Origin of the sequence: Micromonospora sp. HB375, from assembly GCF_017872985.1 — a bacterium.
Lineage (GTDB): Bacteria > Actinomycetota > Actinomycetes > Mycobacteriales > Micromonosporaceae > Micromonospora > Micromonospora chalcea.
Map to the genome: position 1 here is coordinate 2,755,515 of NZ_JAGGJO010000001.1, position 16,489 is coordinate 2,772,003.

Annotated in this window: 12 protein-coding genes; 3 read left to right on the forward strand and 9 right to left on the reverse strand. The window is 67.8% G+C overall.

Annotated features, from left to right (window positions below; genetic code table 11):
* The first annotated feature begins 68 nt into the window (after positions 1–68).
* Entirely contained in the window at positions 69–1,019 is a 951-nt protein-coding gene (locus tag J3R08_RS12830) for a hypothetical protein (protein ID WP_209961240.1), read from the forward strand.
* Positions 1,020–1,406: 387 nt separating this feature from the next.
* On the opposite strand, the gene J3R08_RS12835 is transcribed toward J3R08_RS12830, so the two are convergent.
* The 9 genes from J3R08_RS12835 to J3R08_RS12875 all read right to left on the reverse strand — a co-directional run bounded on the left by J3R08_RS12835 (position 1,407) and on the right by J3R08_RS12875 (position 12,363).
* Positions 1,407–1,856 carry an LPXTG cell wall anchor domain-containing protein gene (locus J3R08_RS12835; protein ID WP_209961243.1) on the reverse strand — a complete coding sequence of 150 codons (450 nt, stop codon included), beginning with the start codon at positions 1,854–1,856 and terminating at the stop codon, positions 1,407–1,409.
* Positions 1,857–1,858: 2 nt separating this feature from the next.
* Positions 1,859–3,649: a tetratricopeptide repeat protein gene (locus tag J3R08_RS12840; protein WP_209961245.1), complete on the reverse strand. Its 1,791-nt coding sequence runs from the start codon at positions 3,647–3,649 to the stop codon at positions 1,859–1,861.
* Between the two features lie 356 nt (positions 3,650–4,005).
* Positions 4,006–5,148: a toprim domain-containing protein gene (locus tag J3R08_RS12845; protein WP_209961247.1), complete on the reverse strand. Its 1,143-nt coding sequence runs from the start codon at positions 5,146–5,148 to the stop codon at positions 4,006–4,008.
* Positions 5,149–5,175: 27 nt separating this feature from the next.
* Positions 5,176–7,011, reverse strand: coding sequence for a type IV secretory system conjugative DNA transfer family protein (locus tag J3R08_RS12850; protein ID WP_209961249.1), 1,836 nt, complete (start codon positions 7,009–7,011; stop codon positions 5,176–5,178).
* Entirely contained in the window at positions 7,008–8,435 is a 1,428-nt protein-coding gene (locus tag J3R08_RS12855; RefSeq protein ID WP_209961250.1) for a hypothetical protein, read from the reverse strand. The genes J3R08_RS12850 and J3R08_RS12855 overlap by 4 nt, the downstream gene beginning before the upstream one ends.
* 19 nt (positions 8,436–8,454) lie before the next feature.
* Positions 8,455–9,945 carry an SCO6880 family protein gene (locus J3R08_RS12860; protein ID WP_280841893.1) on the reverse strand — a complete coding sequence of 497 codons (1,491 nt, stop codon included), beginning with the start codon at positions 9,943–9,945 and terminating at the stop codon, positions 8,455–8,457.
* Complete coding sequence (locus J3R08_RS12865) at positions 9,942–11,339, reverse strand: hypothetical protein (protein ID WP_209961253.1); 1,398 nt, start codon at positions 11,337–11,339, stop codon at positions 9,942–9,944. Before J3R08_RS12865 ends, J3R08_RS12860 begins: the two co-directional genes overlap by 4 nt.
* Positions 11,340–11,343: 4 nt before the next feature.
* A complete protein-coding gene (locus J3R08_RS12870) occupies positions 11,344–12,081 on the reverse strand; it encodes a hypothetical protein (RefSeq protein WP_209961255.1) in 738 nt (245 codons plus the stop codon).
* 3 nt (positions 12,082–12,084) lie between these two features.
* On the reverse strand, positions 12,085–12,363 hold the full coding sequence (locus J3R08_RS12875) for a hypothetical protein (RefSeq protein ID WP_209961256.1): 279 nt from the start codon (positions 12,361–12,363) through the stop codon (positions 12,085–12,087).
* Positions 12,364–12,823: 460 nt separating this feature from the next.
* Here J3R08_RS12875 and J3R08_RS12880 point away from each other — a divergent pair, with 460 nt between their 5' ends.
* Complete coding sequence (locus tag J3R08_RS12880; protein ID WP_209961259.1) at positions 12,824–13,867, forward strand: C40 family peptidase; 1,044 nt, start codon at positions 12,824–12,826, stop codon at positions 13,865–13,867.
* A 204-nt stretch (positions 13,868–14,071) separates the two neighbouring features.
* A complete protein-coding gene (locus J3R08_RS12885; RefSeq protein WP_209961261.1) occupies positions 14,072–16,342 on the forward strand; it encodes an NACHT domain-containing NTPase in 2,271 nt (756 codons plus the stop codon).
* Positions 16,343–16,489 lie beyond the last annotated feature (147 nt).

Sequence of the window (16,489 nt, forward strand, 5' to 3'; positions counted from 1 at the left end):
TGTATGGGGTGACGTCCCTGCCTGGTCCGTCAGGTGAGCCTCCTGGTCGACGTGGCTAGCATCTACCCGTGATCGAGGAGTTGGTCAGCAAGGCTTCCGTCGGGGACGATGACGCGGTCGAGGAGCTGTCCGTCATTGCGGACACTGATCCGGAAAGGCTGACGCCGTACCTCGGTTCCCTGCTCGACCGGGACGTGTTGTGGCCGGCGAAGTTGTACCGGGCGGCGGACGTTGAGGTGGTCCACCGCATCGTCGAGCGCATCGACGGCGGCCGGACGCCGGACCGGCTCAACCACCTACTGCTCATCCTGGCGCACTCTGGTCACCCGCTGGCCGAGAGCGCCTTGCGCCGCTGGTCGACGCAGTCGCCGGCTGGCGCGGATAAGCTGTACGTCGGTGCGCTGAACTACGCGCGGGAGGGTGGCTGGACGGTCGACCCGGACGGCCGCCGACGGAACCTGTGCGGCAACAGCGCGTATCGGTGGGTCATGCGCGAGGCTCCGCGCCGCGCGGACCGTCCCACCTGTCCATGGTGCGCGTCGCCGCTGTGGACGGCTGCCGTGCTGGACACCGCGGACCCGTCCGTCGGCGCGGCGCTGGGACACACGGGCTGGTCTGGCCGACTGGTGATCGAGACATGTCATTTCTGCGCCTGCTACACGACGCTGTACAGCCAGGTCACGCCGACCGGTGGCACTGTCTGGTGGACCGGCAACACCCGCCCGAGCTACCTCGGCTCCGCCGAGGCGGAGGATCCGCCGGCGCTGACCCCGGCCCCCGGTGAGGCCCGGCAGAGCCCTTATCAGGCCAGCGCGTGGAATCAGGGCGGCTCGACGCTGGGCGGCCGGCCCGACTGGATACAGGACGCCGAGCACGCCGACTGCCCCGGATGCGGCCAACCAATGGACTACGTCGGTCTGATCGGCGGCGCAGACCTTGACGAGTACGGCGAGGGTGCCTACTACCTGCACCTACACCAGCGGTGCGGGTTAGCCGCAGTGAACTACCAGCAGAGCTGACCACAGTGAGCGCTCGGCCGCGAGCCGTTGTACACCGCTCGCATGTACACCCATGGCGCTGTTGCTCGAGTCGGAGCTACGTCCATGGGCGGATGGCGTCCAGACCCGCCGTCATCAGCGTGCGCCTTCCTGCCACATCTCCTCGGGGTCGGGGTCGGGGTCGGGGTTGGTCGGGGGCTCGGGCGACCTTTCTCGGGCGGAACCTGTTCCACAACACGGTAGATCCGCACTGCGATCCGGGCGAGCCGAACTTGATCGACACGGGCATACCGGATCGGCGCGGACAGTTGCTGGATGCAGGCGCGGGGTTATCGGTAGACGGTCTCTTCCCTTAACGCGCAGCCAGCGGCCGCCACCTCTTCAATCACTATGAAGTCGAGACCGAAATCACCGCTTCCGCCGGGGGATGACGAAGGCCGCCGTTCCTACTATCGCGCCCAGCCCGATCAGCGCCACACCTAGCGCCTCTTGATCACCTCCGGTCACCAGGTTCACCCCGAAGCCGATCAGCACCGTGCCTACCCAGGCCACCGCCACCGCGACGGTCGACTGACGACTCAGTTCGGCGAGGCTCTGCTTCGTCGCCTCAAGCTCACCGGCCAACCGCGCGATCTCGGTCTGTTGAAGGCCGTTGCGCTGCTCGTGGTTCAGTTTGGTTTCGTTGAGTTCGCGTTGACTGCGCTCCAGGCTCCGCCGAATTGTCTCGTGCTGGGCGCGCAGCTGGATGATGGTCTCCTGGGCTTTCCCCTCGGAGAGGGCCAGCACCCGAATCATCGGCTTGTTGTCGACGTAGTCCTCGGGCTCGAACTCGCTGAACAGGTTATCCGAGTCGGCCATGGTCAGGACTCCTTGCCGACCATTGCCTCACGAACCAGGTTGACGTTGTGGCGCATCGTCTTTGTGTGTGGGTGCTGTGGCCCGAGCGCCTGTGTACTACGCCGGAATCCAGATTCAAACACCTTCAGGGCGCGCGGCAGCTCGTCCATCCGCACCAACGTCGTCCCGAGCGTGGCGAGCACGGCGAGGGTGTCCGGATGCTGCGCGCCCAGCACCCGCTCGGCTCGCTCCAAGACGTCGTTGAGCCGTTCCAGCGCCTCGGCCCGGCGGCCCGCCAACACTAGGGCTACCGCCAGATTCTGCTCGATCACCAGCGTACTGGGATGGTCACGGCCCAGGACCCGGGCGCTCTCCTCGTACGTTTCGGTGTACAGCTCGACGGCTCGGGCCAGGTCCCCGGCGTCCTGATAAGAGCCAGCCAGGTCGCTTTGCGAGATTAGCGTATTTGGGTGCTCACGGCCGAGGATTCGCATCGAGGCGGCGAGGGTCTCTTCGTACATCGGGATGGCTCGGTTGAGCTCGCCACGCCGCCGATAGACACCGGCGAGGTCGTTGCGCGTGCGCAGGGTGTCTGGGTGGTCGGGGCCGAGGACGCGAATGCTGTCGGCGAGGGTGCGCTCGAAGATCGCGGTGGCTTCGTCGAGCCGGCCGGTGGATTCCAGGACGCTGGCCAGGTTGTTCTGGGTGCGCAGTGTGTCCGGGTGGTCCGGCCCGAGGACGCGAACCCGGTCGTCGAGGACGTCGCGATAGAAGGTGATCGCCTCCTCCGACCGGCCGAGGTAGACGTACACGTGGGCGAGGTCGTTGCGGGTGCGCAGGGTGTCGGGATGGTCTCGGCCTAGGATCCGCGCACGGTCTTCGAGCACCTCGCGGTAGATGGCCGTTGCCTCCTCGTAGTCGCCAAGGGACTCCAGCACGCCGGCCAGGTCGTTGCGGGTACGCAGTGTGTCGGGGTGATGGGGTCCGAGGATGCGCTCTCGATTCCGCAGGACCTCGACATACTCTTGCCTGGCACGAGACACGTCGCCGACGGCCCTGTAGGCGCCAGCGAGGTTACTGCGTGTGCGCAGAGTGTCCAGGTGGTCCGGGCCGAGGACGCGCCAGCTGTCGGCGAGTGTCCGTTCGTACAGGGAGATCGCCCGCCGGAGCTGCCCCGCCGCACGATAGGCGCCGGCCAGTTCGTTCCGGACCACTTGCGTCTCTGGATGGTCCGGGCCGAGCCGCCGCTCCTGGTCGGCCAGTCGCTGCTCGAGGTCGGGTACTCGGAGGGCCGGGTCGTCGACCGCCGGTGTCGCCGAGGACAGCTCCACCAGTGCCCGATAGAGCCGGTCACGCAGTTCGACGGGATTGCTCACCTCGACCACGTGCGACACCCGGCGCAGATGGTCCCGGAACCCGAGCTGCCGGTCGCCGGCCTCGTCGTCGACGTAGAACCGGCGTGGGACCGGAATGGTCAGATCCTCCCCAAGCAGCACGACGACCAAGGGACGGCTGGCGGCTCTCGCGGCCTCGAACGCCTCGGCAACGCGGGGATCCCAATGGAAGCCCACGATGCAGACCACCGTGTCCGCCCCCGTCGGGGCGACGAGCTCGTGCCCGGCCTGCCGGATCGCCGCTCGGGCGGCCTCAGCGAAGGGGCTGTTGACTGGGTACTCCGCGAGCTCCGGTGCATGGACCAACTGCACCCGCCGCCCCGCGGTGGAGGTTACGCCGAAAGTCGACCGTTCGCCGAACACGTTGTGCTGGACGTTGCTGTCGCCGATTACTACCCCGTGCGCTCCGGTCACTGACACCCGGAATTTCCCATCCGCCACAGCGGACAAGCCTAAGAGGACTGTGGATGCAGCCGGATCCGCTGTTCAGGTGATGCTGCAGGTTTCCGGGACGGTCCGCGTGGTATTCGCACGCTGCGGCCTCAGAGGCTAAGACTGGCCAGCACCCGCTCCGATTTCCTCTAGCAGCGTCGTCGCCCGCGCCACCAGCGCTTTCATCACCGGATTGCCAGCGACGATCACTCAAGTCTCCGCCACCCGCGAAGATGCATCACCATCGTTGGCAGGCATCGCCGCCTCGGCCCGCAATGCCAGATCTAGTTCTCCCACCCTGCCCCGATCGGAGGCCATCAAGCTGATGTCGTTCATCTGTGCTTTCAAGCCTTGCCTGGCTTTGCAGTAGCCGCGAGAGGCGGATGGGGATCGTCCAGCGCGTCTTCAAGGTGCATGAGCGCGACGATCGCGACGGTGTCGATCCCGGCCCGGGTGAGGGTGACGATGCGTCGGCCGACGCGGACCGCCTCGTCCGGGCTCGTCGCCTCGTACAGCAGCGGTACCAGTGCGCGTACCGCAGCGCACCTACCGTCGATGTCCGCCAGCAGGCGGGGATGCCGCTCGATGAGCCGAGCGAACCGGTGCTCGACCACCGCGTCGAGCATCGGCCGCGCTCGCCGCTGCAACGCGGTCCGCAGCTGGGCCCTCCCGTTCGGCGCCTGCAGCAAGTCCGCCGGATCAGCGCCCGCACCGAACTCAGCCACTAGCAGCGGCCCAGGCGCCCGAGGCTGCCGAAGCAGCTGCCAAGCCCGATCTACTGCCTCACGCCCGGCCGGATCCGCATCGAACGCAGCGACGATCCCCTGTGAGGCGCCAGGCAGCTCCTGCAACATCCCGGCTTGGTGGTCGGTCAACATGGTGCCGCAAGGCGCGAGAGCCACCGCGCCTGGTCGGCCCGACCGCGAGTAGGACAGCCACACCGCGAGAACATCCGCTGGCCCTTCAACCAGGACAGGCGTCCATCGCGCATCAAGACGCTCCTGCTGCTCCGCCACCCCAAACAGCAGCCGCCCCTTGTCATAGAGCGCTGTCTCAGGGCTGTTGATGTACTTCGGCACGCCATCACCGGCGCCAGGCCTGGCGCGGCCCAGGAACGCCACTGCGTGCCCAGCCGGATCGCGCACCGGAAACACGATCCGGTCCCGAAACACGTCGACGAGCCGTCCCGCTCGGGTGCCGGTCGCCAGGCCCGCACCGAGCAGCTCGCCGTCAGTGAAGCCCACCGCGTGCAAGTGACGCGTCAGCGAACTCCAGCCGGGTGGCGCGTACCCGATCCGCCAAGGCCACTCCCGTTCCACGAGAGCACCGAGACCGCGACCGACGAGGTAAGCGCGAGGACCGTCGGCGTGGGCGAGCTGGTCGCGGTAGTACGTCACGGCGGCTTCGACGGCCGCGATCAGCCGCTCGGGATCGAGCCCGTGACCGCGTGTCGAGGAGGACGGGGGAGTGAGTCGAGGAACGCCCATGGACTACCTCCGATGTCCAAGCTAGCTTCAGCCGCCCCAAGCCCGCCAGGAGCGTTGCGCCATCCGAACCCGCCGCGCGGCACGCGAGCGCTTCGCATGACGGGTCATCTCGGCCGTGGAAGCGGCGAAGGCGCTGCTCAGCCGTTCGGCGCTCGGCTCGTCGTACCAGGGCAGCAGGTCGAGCATGGCCACCTTGACCCCAGTGGCGAACAGCAGAGCCGTGCCCTTCGGCAACGCCCGGATCCGCGCGGCATCGAGAATCCGCTGGCGCCGCACCGAGGTCTGATACGACGTGCGCCCCTGCCCGTCGCGGCTACGGGAGGCGACGGTGACGTCGTGCTCGCCGACGAGCCGGGACAGGTCTTCGGCGAAGCGTGCGTCGTCGATGCCCGCGCCGACCAGCTTGACCGTGGCGGCGGACCAGAGTGCGTCCATGCCGTGTTCGCCCCAGACGCGGGTGCCTTGGCGGTAGGACTGCAGGATGGTCAGCGGGATGATGCCTCGGCTGCCGAAGTGGCTGTACAGCTCCGGCAGGTCGCGGATTTTGCAGATGTTCGCGGCTTCGTCGAGGCAGGCGACCAGCGGTGGATCGAGCCGGCCTCCGTGTGCTTCGGCGAGGGTAACCGCGGCGCGTAGCACCTGGTCGGTGAGGCCGGCGACGAGCGGCGCGGCGGCGCCTGCGCCGTCCTTGGACAGCAGATAGAGGGTGTCGGTGCTCTCGACGAGCGCCTCGACGTCCAGTGCCGGCAGCGGCCGGTCCGGTGGGGTGACCCAGGCCATGATGGTCGGGTTAGCAAGGCACGCTGCGGCGGTGCGGGCGGTCTCGTAGAGCCCTTCGCGGGTCTCGGGTGCACCGGCTTGGCGGCCGGACATGGCGCGGGCGGAGGCGCCGAAGCCGTGGCTCTTGAGGACGGTGGCCGGCTCGCGGGAGGTGGAGTCCGACAGCCATGCCTGGACCGAGGTCAGTGTGCGGCCTTCGATCGCGGCGGCGAGGATCAGGGAGGTGAGCAGGTCCAGCGCTCCCTGGATCCAGAAGTCGTCGCTGCTGTGGGAGTTGCGGACCTGCTGGACGAAGTGGTTGGCCAGCCGGTGGGCGTCCTCGACGTCCTCGACGGCGGCGAGGGGGTTCCACCACCAACCCTGCGGCACGTGGGCGATGGACTGCGGGTCGAACACCCACACGGTGCCGCGCTCAGCCCGGGCGGTGGCCGTGGTGGCCCACAGGTCGGGCTTGTTGCTGGTAGCGAGCGCGGCCCCGGGCGCGTTCAGAATCGACTGCACGGCCAGGGCGGTTGTCTTGCCGGCGCGGGGCGCCATCACCGCGAGGATGACGTCCTCCCAGGAGGAGTAGAGCCGAGGCCCCGAGCCGCGCCGGCGCCGGTGTGCGCCGAGCACGACCCCGGCCGCCACAGCCGAGATCTCCTTCACCGGCACGCCGGCCAGGCCGGGTCGCAGGCGTTGGGCCTTGGTGGCGACCGCCGGCAACGTCATCGCCCGCACCTCGGGCGGGCCTGCCAGCGACGGCAGCGGGTCCTCCGCGTGCGGCCTGCGACCCTGCCACCACACCGCCGCTACGGCGACCACACCTATCAGCATCAGCAGCAGCAGCGCGTAGACGACACCGACCGTGGTGGGGGAAACCCCGGGCCACAACGCGGCCCATTCGGCGCGCAGCAGGTGTTCCAGATACGCGGACCCGAAGCCGGGACCACCGGCGGGATGCCCGGTCACGGCAGCGGCGATCCGCCCCGCCAACCAGGACAGCCACATCAGCGCGATCACCGCCCACGCCAGGCCGAGCAGCAGGAGCGGGGTGAGCGGGCCGCCGGCGGTTCCGCGGGGCTCGACCGGTCGGGTGTTCATGGCTGCACCTGCCGGATTGCCGCGTCGGTGTCGTAGAGCTCCCACTCCTCGCCGACCAGGGTCAGCGACACCGGCAGTCCGTTGCGCTCACCGGTTTTGATCAGGTACTTGCCCCGGCCCGGGTGCACGGAGCCGGCTAACCAGGCCTCCGGCGCGGCCCAGGACGCCACCAGCTCCCGCTCTGGGCCGGACAGTTTGATGACGTCGTTGACGCGGTTCAGCTCGCGCGGCGGCAGCCCGGCGAGGATCTTGATGGCGGACCGTTCGATGAAGCCCTGCGCCTTGGCCCGGTCCTCGGGCGTGGGCAGCGCGTCGAGGTCGGCCAGGGAGTGGGTGACCATCACGCTGGCCATGCCCCGCTGCCGGTTGAGTCGGGTGAGCGCGTCGGCGTGCTCGACCAGCCCGGACGCGCCTCGGAGCGCCCGCCACAGCTCGTCCATGACGCCGAGGTACTGCCGGCGCGGCGCCAGCCCTTGGTCGGCCAGCGCGGAGGCGGCGTCAACCATGCCGAAGCCGTACGCCCAGGTGCACAGCATCGCGGCAGCCACAAGTTGGTCGCCGGCGGCGGCGACCTGGGAGATGTCGACGCTGACGGCTGGGGCGTCCAGATCCAGCGGCCTGGTGGTCGGGCCGTCGAACACCCCGCGCAGGCTGCCCTCACACAGCAGCGCCAGCGTGGGCACGAGCTGGTCGACGCGGCGGCGGTACTCGCCGTCGGTGCGCGCCCGGGCCGCGGCGTGCAGCTCGTCGGCGCCGGCTTCGACCAGGCCGAGCACGTCGGCCACCGTCGGGTCGCGGTCGAGACGATCAGCGAGTACGTCGATGGCGCGCCCGAGGATGATCTCCTCGGTGTTGTTCAGCGCCTGTCCGCGTACGAGGGCACACAGCGCCAGCAGCAGCGACATGCGCCGCCCGCGGATCTCCAGCCGCAGTTGGCGGGCGTCGGCGGTGCCCATGCGGGCGAGTGCGCTGCCCAGCGGGCCGGAGTCCAGCGGGTTGAGCCGGTCCAGGCCGCGCCCGATCCGGATGACCTGCCCGCCGAGGTGCTCGACGAGCCGGGTGTAGTCAGGCTTGGTGTCGCCGAGGATCAGCGCGCTGGTGCCGAACCCGGTCATGCCGGTGATGAGCCGTTTGACCACGGTGGACTTCCCGACGCCGGGCTGGCCGAGGACGAACACCCCCGGGTTGGTGATGAGGCCTTCGCGGAGCCATTCGAGGGGGTCGAGGCAGACGACCTCGCCCCACAACATGTGTCGTCCGATGGGCACGCCGATGGTGGGTGCTCCGGATCCGGCGACGAAGGGGAACAGGCCGCACAGCTGGACGGTGGTGCCCTGGTACTCCATGCCGGGAGCGATGTGGCTCGCCCGGCCGGCGCCGGGCGCGCGCACACCCCAGGCAGGAGCGGTAGCGGTGCTCTTCATCGAGTTTCTCCTGGTGATGTCAGTGGGGCCACTGGCGGGCCAGCTGCGGCGGGCACACGCCGCACGGCAGCGTGGTGGCGAAGCCGGCGGCCTGGCTGGCGTGCAGCCGCCGTAGCCGGATCTTGGCCACGTCGGCGCGGGACTCGACGTCGGCGACAGCCCGCCCCAGGTTCTCGGTGGAGACCACGGTGGTGGTGACGAACAGCGACATCAGTCCCACCCCCGAGCCGGTCGCCTCCTCACGTGCGGTCTGCAGGGCCCGTTCCCGGTCGGCGTGGTCGCGGGCGGACTCGTCGCGCTTCTGCGCCCGGTGGTACGCCGCCCGGAACGCTGCGGCGTTGACCTCGCTCTCGACGATCCGCGCGGCCTCCCCGGCGGGGAAGGGCCGGTAGAGCAGCGACACCCGCTTCGGGTACGGGCCGGGGGCGAGTAGCCGGGCGAGGACGTCGGCGTGCACGTGCTGACGTGGCGCCTCGTGCCACGCCCACGACACGGACGTTCCGGAGTCGTGGACGTACCGGTCGAGGTGCTCCTCGGCCATCACGGGTCCGGCGCTGTCCCAGTCCACCCACCGGCCCAGATCGAGCCCGGGCGTCGCCGCAAGCCGCGCGATGTCGCCGCGGGCGGCCGGGTCGAACGCCGTACGCACGGTGGCCGAGATGGTGTCGGCGCTGGCGCGGTCGAGCACGGTCAGGCCGCAGCTGCCCAGGGAGTCCTGCAGGCCCGGCAGGGTGCGGCTGATCTCGTCCAGGGCCTCGTCGAGGTTCTTGGGCTTGCTGGGGGAGGCGCCGGGCTTGAACGTCACAGACACCCGGGTCTCCACGTCGGCGGCGGCCGCCGGGGACACCTCCACCAGCCGTTGCAGCACCCGCCGGGCCGAGGCCGGCCCGTGCGGCACGATCCGCCGGCTGACGTGGTCGGCCAGCCGGGAGCCGGGGTCCGGCGCGGTGTCCACGGTGACCGCGACGTGGTCGACGATCGGCAGGTAGCCCAGGTTCGCCAGCCATCCGCCCCAGTTGGCCACCCATGCCGCGCTGGCGTCCGGGTCGGCGAGCCAGGTGGAGGTGGCCGCGCAGCGCAGCGTCACCGTCATGGTTCCCAGCCGCCGGTTGTAGACCACCGCGTACCCGCCGCCGCTCTCGTCGCCAACGGTCAGCAAGGTGGTGGGCGCGAGCACGCCCGGCAGCTGCCAGGCATGCTCACCGGCCACCATCACCCCGGAGCGGTACGAGGTGTAGCCGCGGCTGGTACCGACCAGCCATCGCACGCGCTGGGCGAGCCCGGCCGACAGCGGCACCCCGTCCCACCGCAGCACCAGCAGCGCTACCAGCAGCGCACACGGCCCGGCGGTAACGGCCACCGCCCGCAGCCCGAGCGAGCCAGAGACGATCAACGCGGTGATCGCTACGAGGACCGTGAACGTCTGCATCGGCCCGAGCCCGAACAGACCCATGCCGCGAGCGCGCCGCCAGCCGCCGTACGTGCGTACCTGCGCTTGATCGCTGCTCACGACGGCGAGCTCCCGTCCCGCATCGCGGAGCCGGCGGCGTTCGCAACGCCCTTTGCCACCGCGGTCCCGGCCTGAGCGGCCAACACGGTGCCGATGACCACCGGTGCCGCCGGCCCGGTCGCCGCCCCCGCCGCACCGGCCCCGGCCATCCCCCCGGTAGCGGCGCTACCACTGGCGGTAGCGGCAGTGCCGCTACTGGCCGGCCCTGTGGCTGCGGACGTTGCTGGCCCGGTCATGATCTTCGGCGCGCTACCGCTCGTACCTCCGGAGCCACTCGTGGGTGCGGGCGCCGAGGGGACCGTTACCGCCCCGCTCGGGCCGCCGCCCCCGCCGCTACCAGGTCCCCGCGAGTCGAGGTAGCGGGCGTGGTCGCCGGCGTTGTGGCCACCGACCGCCCCGCGCACCGACGACGCGGCGTGCAGGCCGGCCGCCGCGCCGGCGCCGGCTATGCCGAGGCCGCCGCCTGCGGAGGCGACGCCGCCGGTGAAGGTCGTGAAGAACTTCATCAGCGCGGGCAGGGCGATCACCGACAGGGCGAGCATGCCGAGGCCCATCAGCCAGTCGCGCCCGTTGCCGCGCATCATCACGAACGAGGTGGCGTATACCGACACGGCCGCCGGCTTGTACAGCGCGAGCGCCAGCGACCAGCCGAGGGTCTTGTGCAGCCACTGGCTCGTGCCTCGGGTGACGGATCCGGCTGCGGCCAGTTGCAGCAGCCCGGCCAGGATGACCACCGAGCCTTCGCGGAAGACCATCAGGATGGTCTGCACGACGGCGGCGAGGATGACCACGACGCCGACGAGGATCATCACGAACGGCGCGACCGCCGCGCCGGGAAGCAACACCCCGCCGAGCGCCGTGGTCATCGCCTCGTTGGGCGGCTTGTTGGACTCTTTGAAGAGCGCCTCGTTGAGCAGCCACATCGAGTAGCTGTCCCCGGCCTTGAGGACCAGGTGGGTGCCGGCGACGCCGATGCTGCCCCACAGCGCGGTGTTCCAGACTCCCCGTACGGCCTGCAGAAGCGGCTCACCCCGGCGGCTGACGACGATCGTGATGCCCTGCCAGACCAGACCGCCGACCAGGACCAGGATCGTCAGCGGCAGCATGAATCCGCGCAGCTGCTGCGCCGGACCGCCTGCGGAGTTGCACTGGGCCATCCAGTCGGAGGCCCACTGCCCCGGGTCCGAGCCGGTGGTCGGGCACAGGTTGTTCGACGGGATCAGCGTCCAGCTGGTCAGTAGGCCGGCGACCCACTCGATCCCTTCCCGGACCGCGTTGGCCAGCCCGTCGAGGATCGCATTGACCATCGAGTCGCGGACCGAGGCACCCGGGTTGACACCGCCGACAATGACGCCGGAGCAGGTGGCGGGCAGGAACGGATTGCAGAGCGGCATCAAGTCACCCACCTACGGTAAAGGGAAGGAACGTCGCGGTATCGGCGTCCGACGCCGCCATCACGGTCTGCTCGAACGTCCCGCCGGCGGGCGCCAGCAGCGCCCAGTCGGAGCCGGTCCAGCGCACGCGCACCTCGGCGACCACCAGCAGGGGTACGCCGTTGGCGCCCGGCGCCTCAGTCAGCAGCCCTACGGCCGCCTCGTCATCGCGGTAGCTACCGATGCGGTAGCCCCGCAGGATGGCGGTCAAGCGTCCGAGAGGCTGTCCGCTCAGTTGTGCGCGGAGCTCGTCGTACGCCTGCGCGACCTGGACCCGCATCGCGGCCGCATGCGGCCCGACCACCTGGTCGCGCAGCGTCGGCCCGAAGACGGCCGGGCCGACCTGCGGATTGATGCGTACGACGATGTGCACGGCAGCGAGCACCGCGCCTACCTGGTCGTGCGCGAACCCGCGCGCCTGCCCTCCGCTGGTGATGCGAGGACCGGAGCGGCTCGACACGGGCACCGAGACACCCGCCACGTCGACCCATTGCATGTCGCTCGGTAGCCTTTCCTCGGCGTCGACGGACGAGAGGACGGCCGGTTCCGCCCGCTCCGACGGTGAACCGACAGGTCGGTCCGCGGTCGCGCCGGCCACCAAGGCGATGGTGACGGCGGCGGCCGTTGCCGCAGCAGCCAGACCGATGGCGGTGAGCCGGCGGTGAGTGGTGCGGCGGGCATGGCTGATTACGTCGTAGGTCATGGCTTAGCCCGGCAGAACCGCGCCGACCACGACCGCCGCGACCGCCCCGCACGTGAGCCCCGCCAACACCCACGGGATGCCGGCGGCACCATCGGCGGCGAACGCCGAGCGGTTACGACGACCGACGGCCATCATGATCCCGCAGACGAGCAGGCCGCCGACCCCGGCCACGACGAGGATCCACTTCATCCAGCCGATGAACAGGTTCCCGGTCGTCTCCAGGCCGGGCGGAGCGGCAGGGCCGGGGTTCGGCGGGGCGGCGAAAGCATCAACTGCAGCCATAGCGAGGTGAGCAAACACAGCAGTCTCCTGACAGTCGGGACGCCCTGGGCGGGCATCTGCCAGGGACCCTGACCAGGAGCTGCTGACGGCAGAGTTGACGCCGGAGTGGCCGCCTCCGCTACCGCATCGGTCAGTGGCGGCTGGCAGCGGTAACGGTCCTGGAGGCTCGGCACGGTCGTGCCATGAACGCGCTAACACGAGTCGGAGCGGCAGTGATCACGGCCTTGGCCGATACCGGCTCCGCCGCCGAGAGAGAGCCGACACCGACCGAGCTGAGCCACAGCGGAGTCTCGGTCGTTCCAAGGCAGCGGGCGTACCGGGTGAGCGCGACCCCGTTGGGCGAAGGTGGCTGGCGCGGCTGGACCGAGCACAGCGTCGTTGCCTGTGTCCTGCGCCGCGGGGAGCCGGACGATCTCGGCTGGCGGGTCGCCGGCTATGAAGTCCGCCAGGTCGGTATGTGATGACCCGAAGCTGGTTGATCCTCGCGGGCGGGCTCATTGCCGTCGTGCTGGCGTCGGTGGCGCTGGTCGTGATGGTCCCGGTCTCGGTACTGATCGCCACTCCCGCCATGGCGTGCACCATCGGCCCGCTCGGCGCCTCACCCGGCGCGACAGCGGGGTGGGCTGGTGATGGCCAGTGGGCCCCGGAGCAGGTGGGCAATGCCGCCACCATCGTGACCGTCGGCGCCGAGATGCACGTGCCCCGCTACGGCTGGGAAGTTGCCGTCGCCACCGCGATGCAGGAGTCCAGCCTGCGCAACCTCGGCCACCTCGGCGCCGACAACGACCACGACTCAATCGGTCTGTTCCAGCAGCGCCCAAGCCAGGGCTGGGGGACACCCGAGCAGATCCTCGACCCGCGGTACGCCTCCCGGAAGTTCTACGAGCGCCTGAGTGATGTCGACGGATGGCAGACGATGCCCCTTACCAAGGCCGCTCAGGCCGTGCAGCGCTCGTCGTTTCCTGACGCGTACGCGAGGTGGCAGTCGGAGGCCGAGCAACTGGTCGCCGTGATCAGCGATGGACTGGGCATCGTCTGCATCAGCGACGGCGGTGACGGGATGCCGCCCTTGGACGACAAAGGTCTCCCGGAGGGCTTCGTGTTGCCAGCGGACCCGCAGCTCCGGGCCGTGGTCTCGTTCGCGCTTGCCCAGCGCGGCAAGCCTTATGTCTGGGGTGCCGAAGGACCCGACAGCTACGACTGCTCAGGGCTGGTGATGGCCGCTTGGGCCAAGGGCGGTGTCCGGATCCCTCGGGTGACCGCAGACCAGGTGCACAACGGCGCTGCTATCCCGTCATTGGCAGCGATGAGGCCCGGCGATTTGATCTTCATCCCGGGCTCCGATGGCACGATGTCCCGGCCCAGTCACGTCGGCATGTATATCGGTGTCGATCGACAAGGTCAGCAGTACCTCGTTCAGGCGCCCAAGACCGGCGATGTCGTGAGAGTCATTGCTGTCAGTAACTGGAATCAGCAGGTCGCTTCAATTCGACGGCCGCGATGAAGGGATATAGGCGCCAACAACCAAGATCGTCGGTGCCGTCTTGGCGAGGCTATAGGGGATCCCTTCTCCAGTGAATCAGACACTTGGGGCGATTCGCCTGTAGATGTGTCGGCAACTTGGCAGTGCCACGGGGGTGCCACCCTGCTCGGACCTAGATAAAATTCCTCCCGCTGCCTGATGCTACCTTGGGAGGATGGCACAGCCATGCCAAGCGAAGAGCAAGTCTTCGAGGCCGAGGTCCTGCGGGTTGCGAGGGCACTCTTCGGAAAGTCCAATCCCTTCCAAGGATCTCAGAACGTCCATGGGCGAGAGCGCGACGGGATCTTCGAGAGCCCGGACGCGGTTGTCCTAATTGAGTGCACGGTCTCCGGCCGAAAAGACAAGGCGGTGTCGGACGGCTTAAAGCTAGCTAAACTGTGTGAACAGTATGGCAGAACACACCCTCTGAAACTCATCAAGGGATACTTCGTCACGAAGGACGAGCCGAGCAGTGAGCAGCGAGGAGCCATCCAGCGACTTAAAGCTCCAGTGGTAGCTTGTAGTCTTAAGCAACTGCGGGCCCAGCTGATCGATTCGCAGGAGTACATTTCGTTGCGGCCGAACTACGCGTTTGGCAGTGCACGCCACCCGGTTACAGGAAAGCTAAATCCCCACGAGCAGTACGTGTCGCTCGAGTTCGCGGAAATAGAAAGCAGCCGACTTTGGTCGGCGCGGGACATAGTAGAAGGAATTACTGACGGTCGTTGTATAGTCTTGACTGGCGATTATGGGGCCGGCAAGAGCATGACTGTTCGCGAAGTATTCCGAGACCTTTCAGGGAAGCATCATCGGGGTGATTTTAAGTTCCCAATCGCGCTGAACTTGCGCGACCACCAGGGTCAGCGAGATCCTGAAGAGGCGTTGGATCGACACGCTAAAAAAATCGGCTTCGGAAGTGGATCTCAGCTTGTTCGCGCGTGGCTGGCAGGTGACGCTCACCTCCTGCTTGATGGGTTTGATGAGATAGCAACGCCGGGGTGGCTAGGAAAAGCTAACGGCTGGAAAGACGTCCGCAGACTGTCGACCACACTCGTTCGGAAGTTCATTGAATACACGCCGCCCGGCAGCGGAATATTCATAACAGGTCGAACTCACTTCTTCGACAGCTTTACCGAAGCTCGATCGTCGCTGGGGTTGCCAACCGATGCTTCCATGCTGAGCACAAGCGACTTCAATGATGAACAAATAAAGTTGTACTTGACGCGGAATCACTGGGGTGAGCAGTTGCCTTCATGGCTGCCATCACGCCCACTACTTCTCGGCTACCTGGTCGTGAGCGGATTGCTCAAGGAGGCGCTCGACGTAAGCGGTTCCTCATCGGCGGCCCTGGGTTGGGATGTGCTCCTCGACAAAATCTGCGAGCGGGAAGCGCGGAACTCCGATCAGCCACTGATAGATGGCCCAACCATTCGTCTCTTAATCGAACGTCTCGCTACTATGGCAAGGGCTCGGCTGGACGGGATGGGGCCCCTATCGCCCTCAGATATGACCTCCGCGTTCGAGTCTGTTACCGGAGGTTCTCCCGACGAGGGATCTCAGCAGATCTTGCAAAGGCTTCCCGGTCTTGGCGTTCAAGACGAAAGCGATGGATCGCGGCATTTTATTGATGCCGCCCTGGCTGACGCTGCTCGCGCTGGCGACATCGTCCGGTGGGTTTCGGACTATCAAGGAAATCGCGAGGCGCTTCGGCTTAGAGGTACCGCGACTGTCATGGAGCAGCTCGGAGTCGATGTTGCTACGCGAAAATTGCAGGAGTCGGGGGTCAGGGCGAGCCAAGCCGGCGCTGCCGCAGCCTTGTGTCAGCGAGATGGCGCATCCGACGCGGTGCTTCTTGACATCATCCAGGTGGGAATGGCTTTAGGCGAGTTCAAAACACAAGCGCAACTCGCCGTAAGTGACTTGCTGATTCCGCACCTGACTGTCGGCCCTGAGACTGATCTTAGTGAGGTCACTTTCTCTGACTGTATCGTGCAGTTGCTCGACCTCACCGACTATGATGGCGAAATTCCGATGCCGTCGTTTGTCCGGTGTTCGTTCGGCCTCGTCGAGGGGCTCGCATCGGCGTCCGCACTCCCGAGTGACCGCTTCAGCGATTGTGACTTCGAACAGTTCGACCTTGCAACCAGAACTACGCAGGGCATACTTGGAATGGTCTCGCTGAACCCCTCGCAGCGAGTGGCACTAACAATCCTGAAGAAGCTTTACGCCCAGCGGGGGACAGGGCGGCGCGAGCACGCGCTATATAGAGGGCTCGATGACAAGCATCGAGGTCTAGTGCCGAGCGTCCTTGATAGCCTCGTCTCGAGTGGCCTAGCCGTGCGTGCTAAGCAGTTGAGCAACAAGATCGTTCTGCCAACCCGAGGACAGGGTGTTCGAGTCAAGCGACTGCTGGAGGCGCCAACCCAGTCGCAAGAAAGCTTCTTTATCGAGCTGTGAATACTAAGGGTCTCAATTTGCAGAGGCTATTATTTGCACTTTTGCAGCGCAATGCGGGCTGAGGGGTAGGCGTAATCGCTGGTTGTAAGCTTGTCACTGCGACGATATCCCGAGCTCGATGGCCTCATCAGGGCTACTCTCCGGACG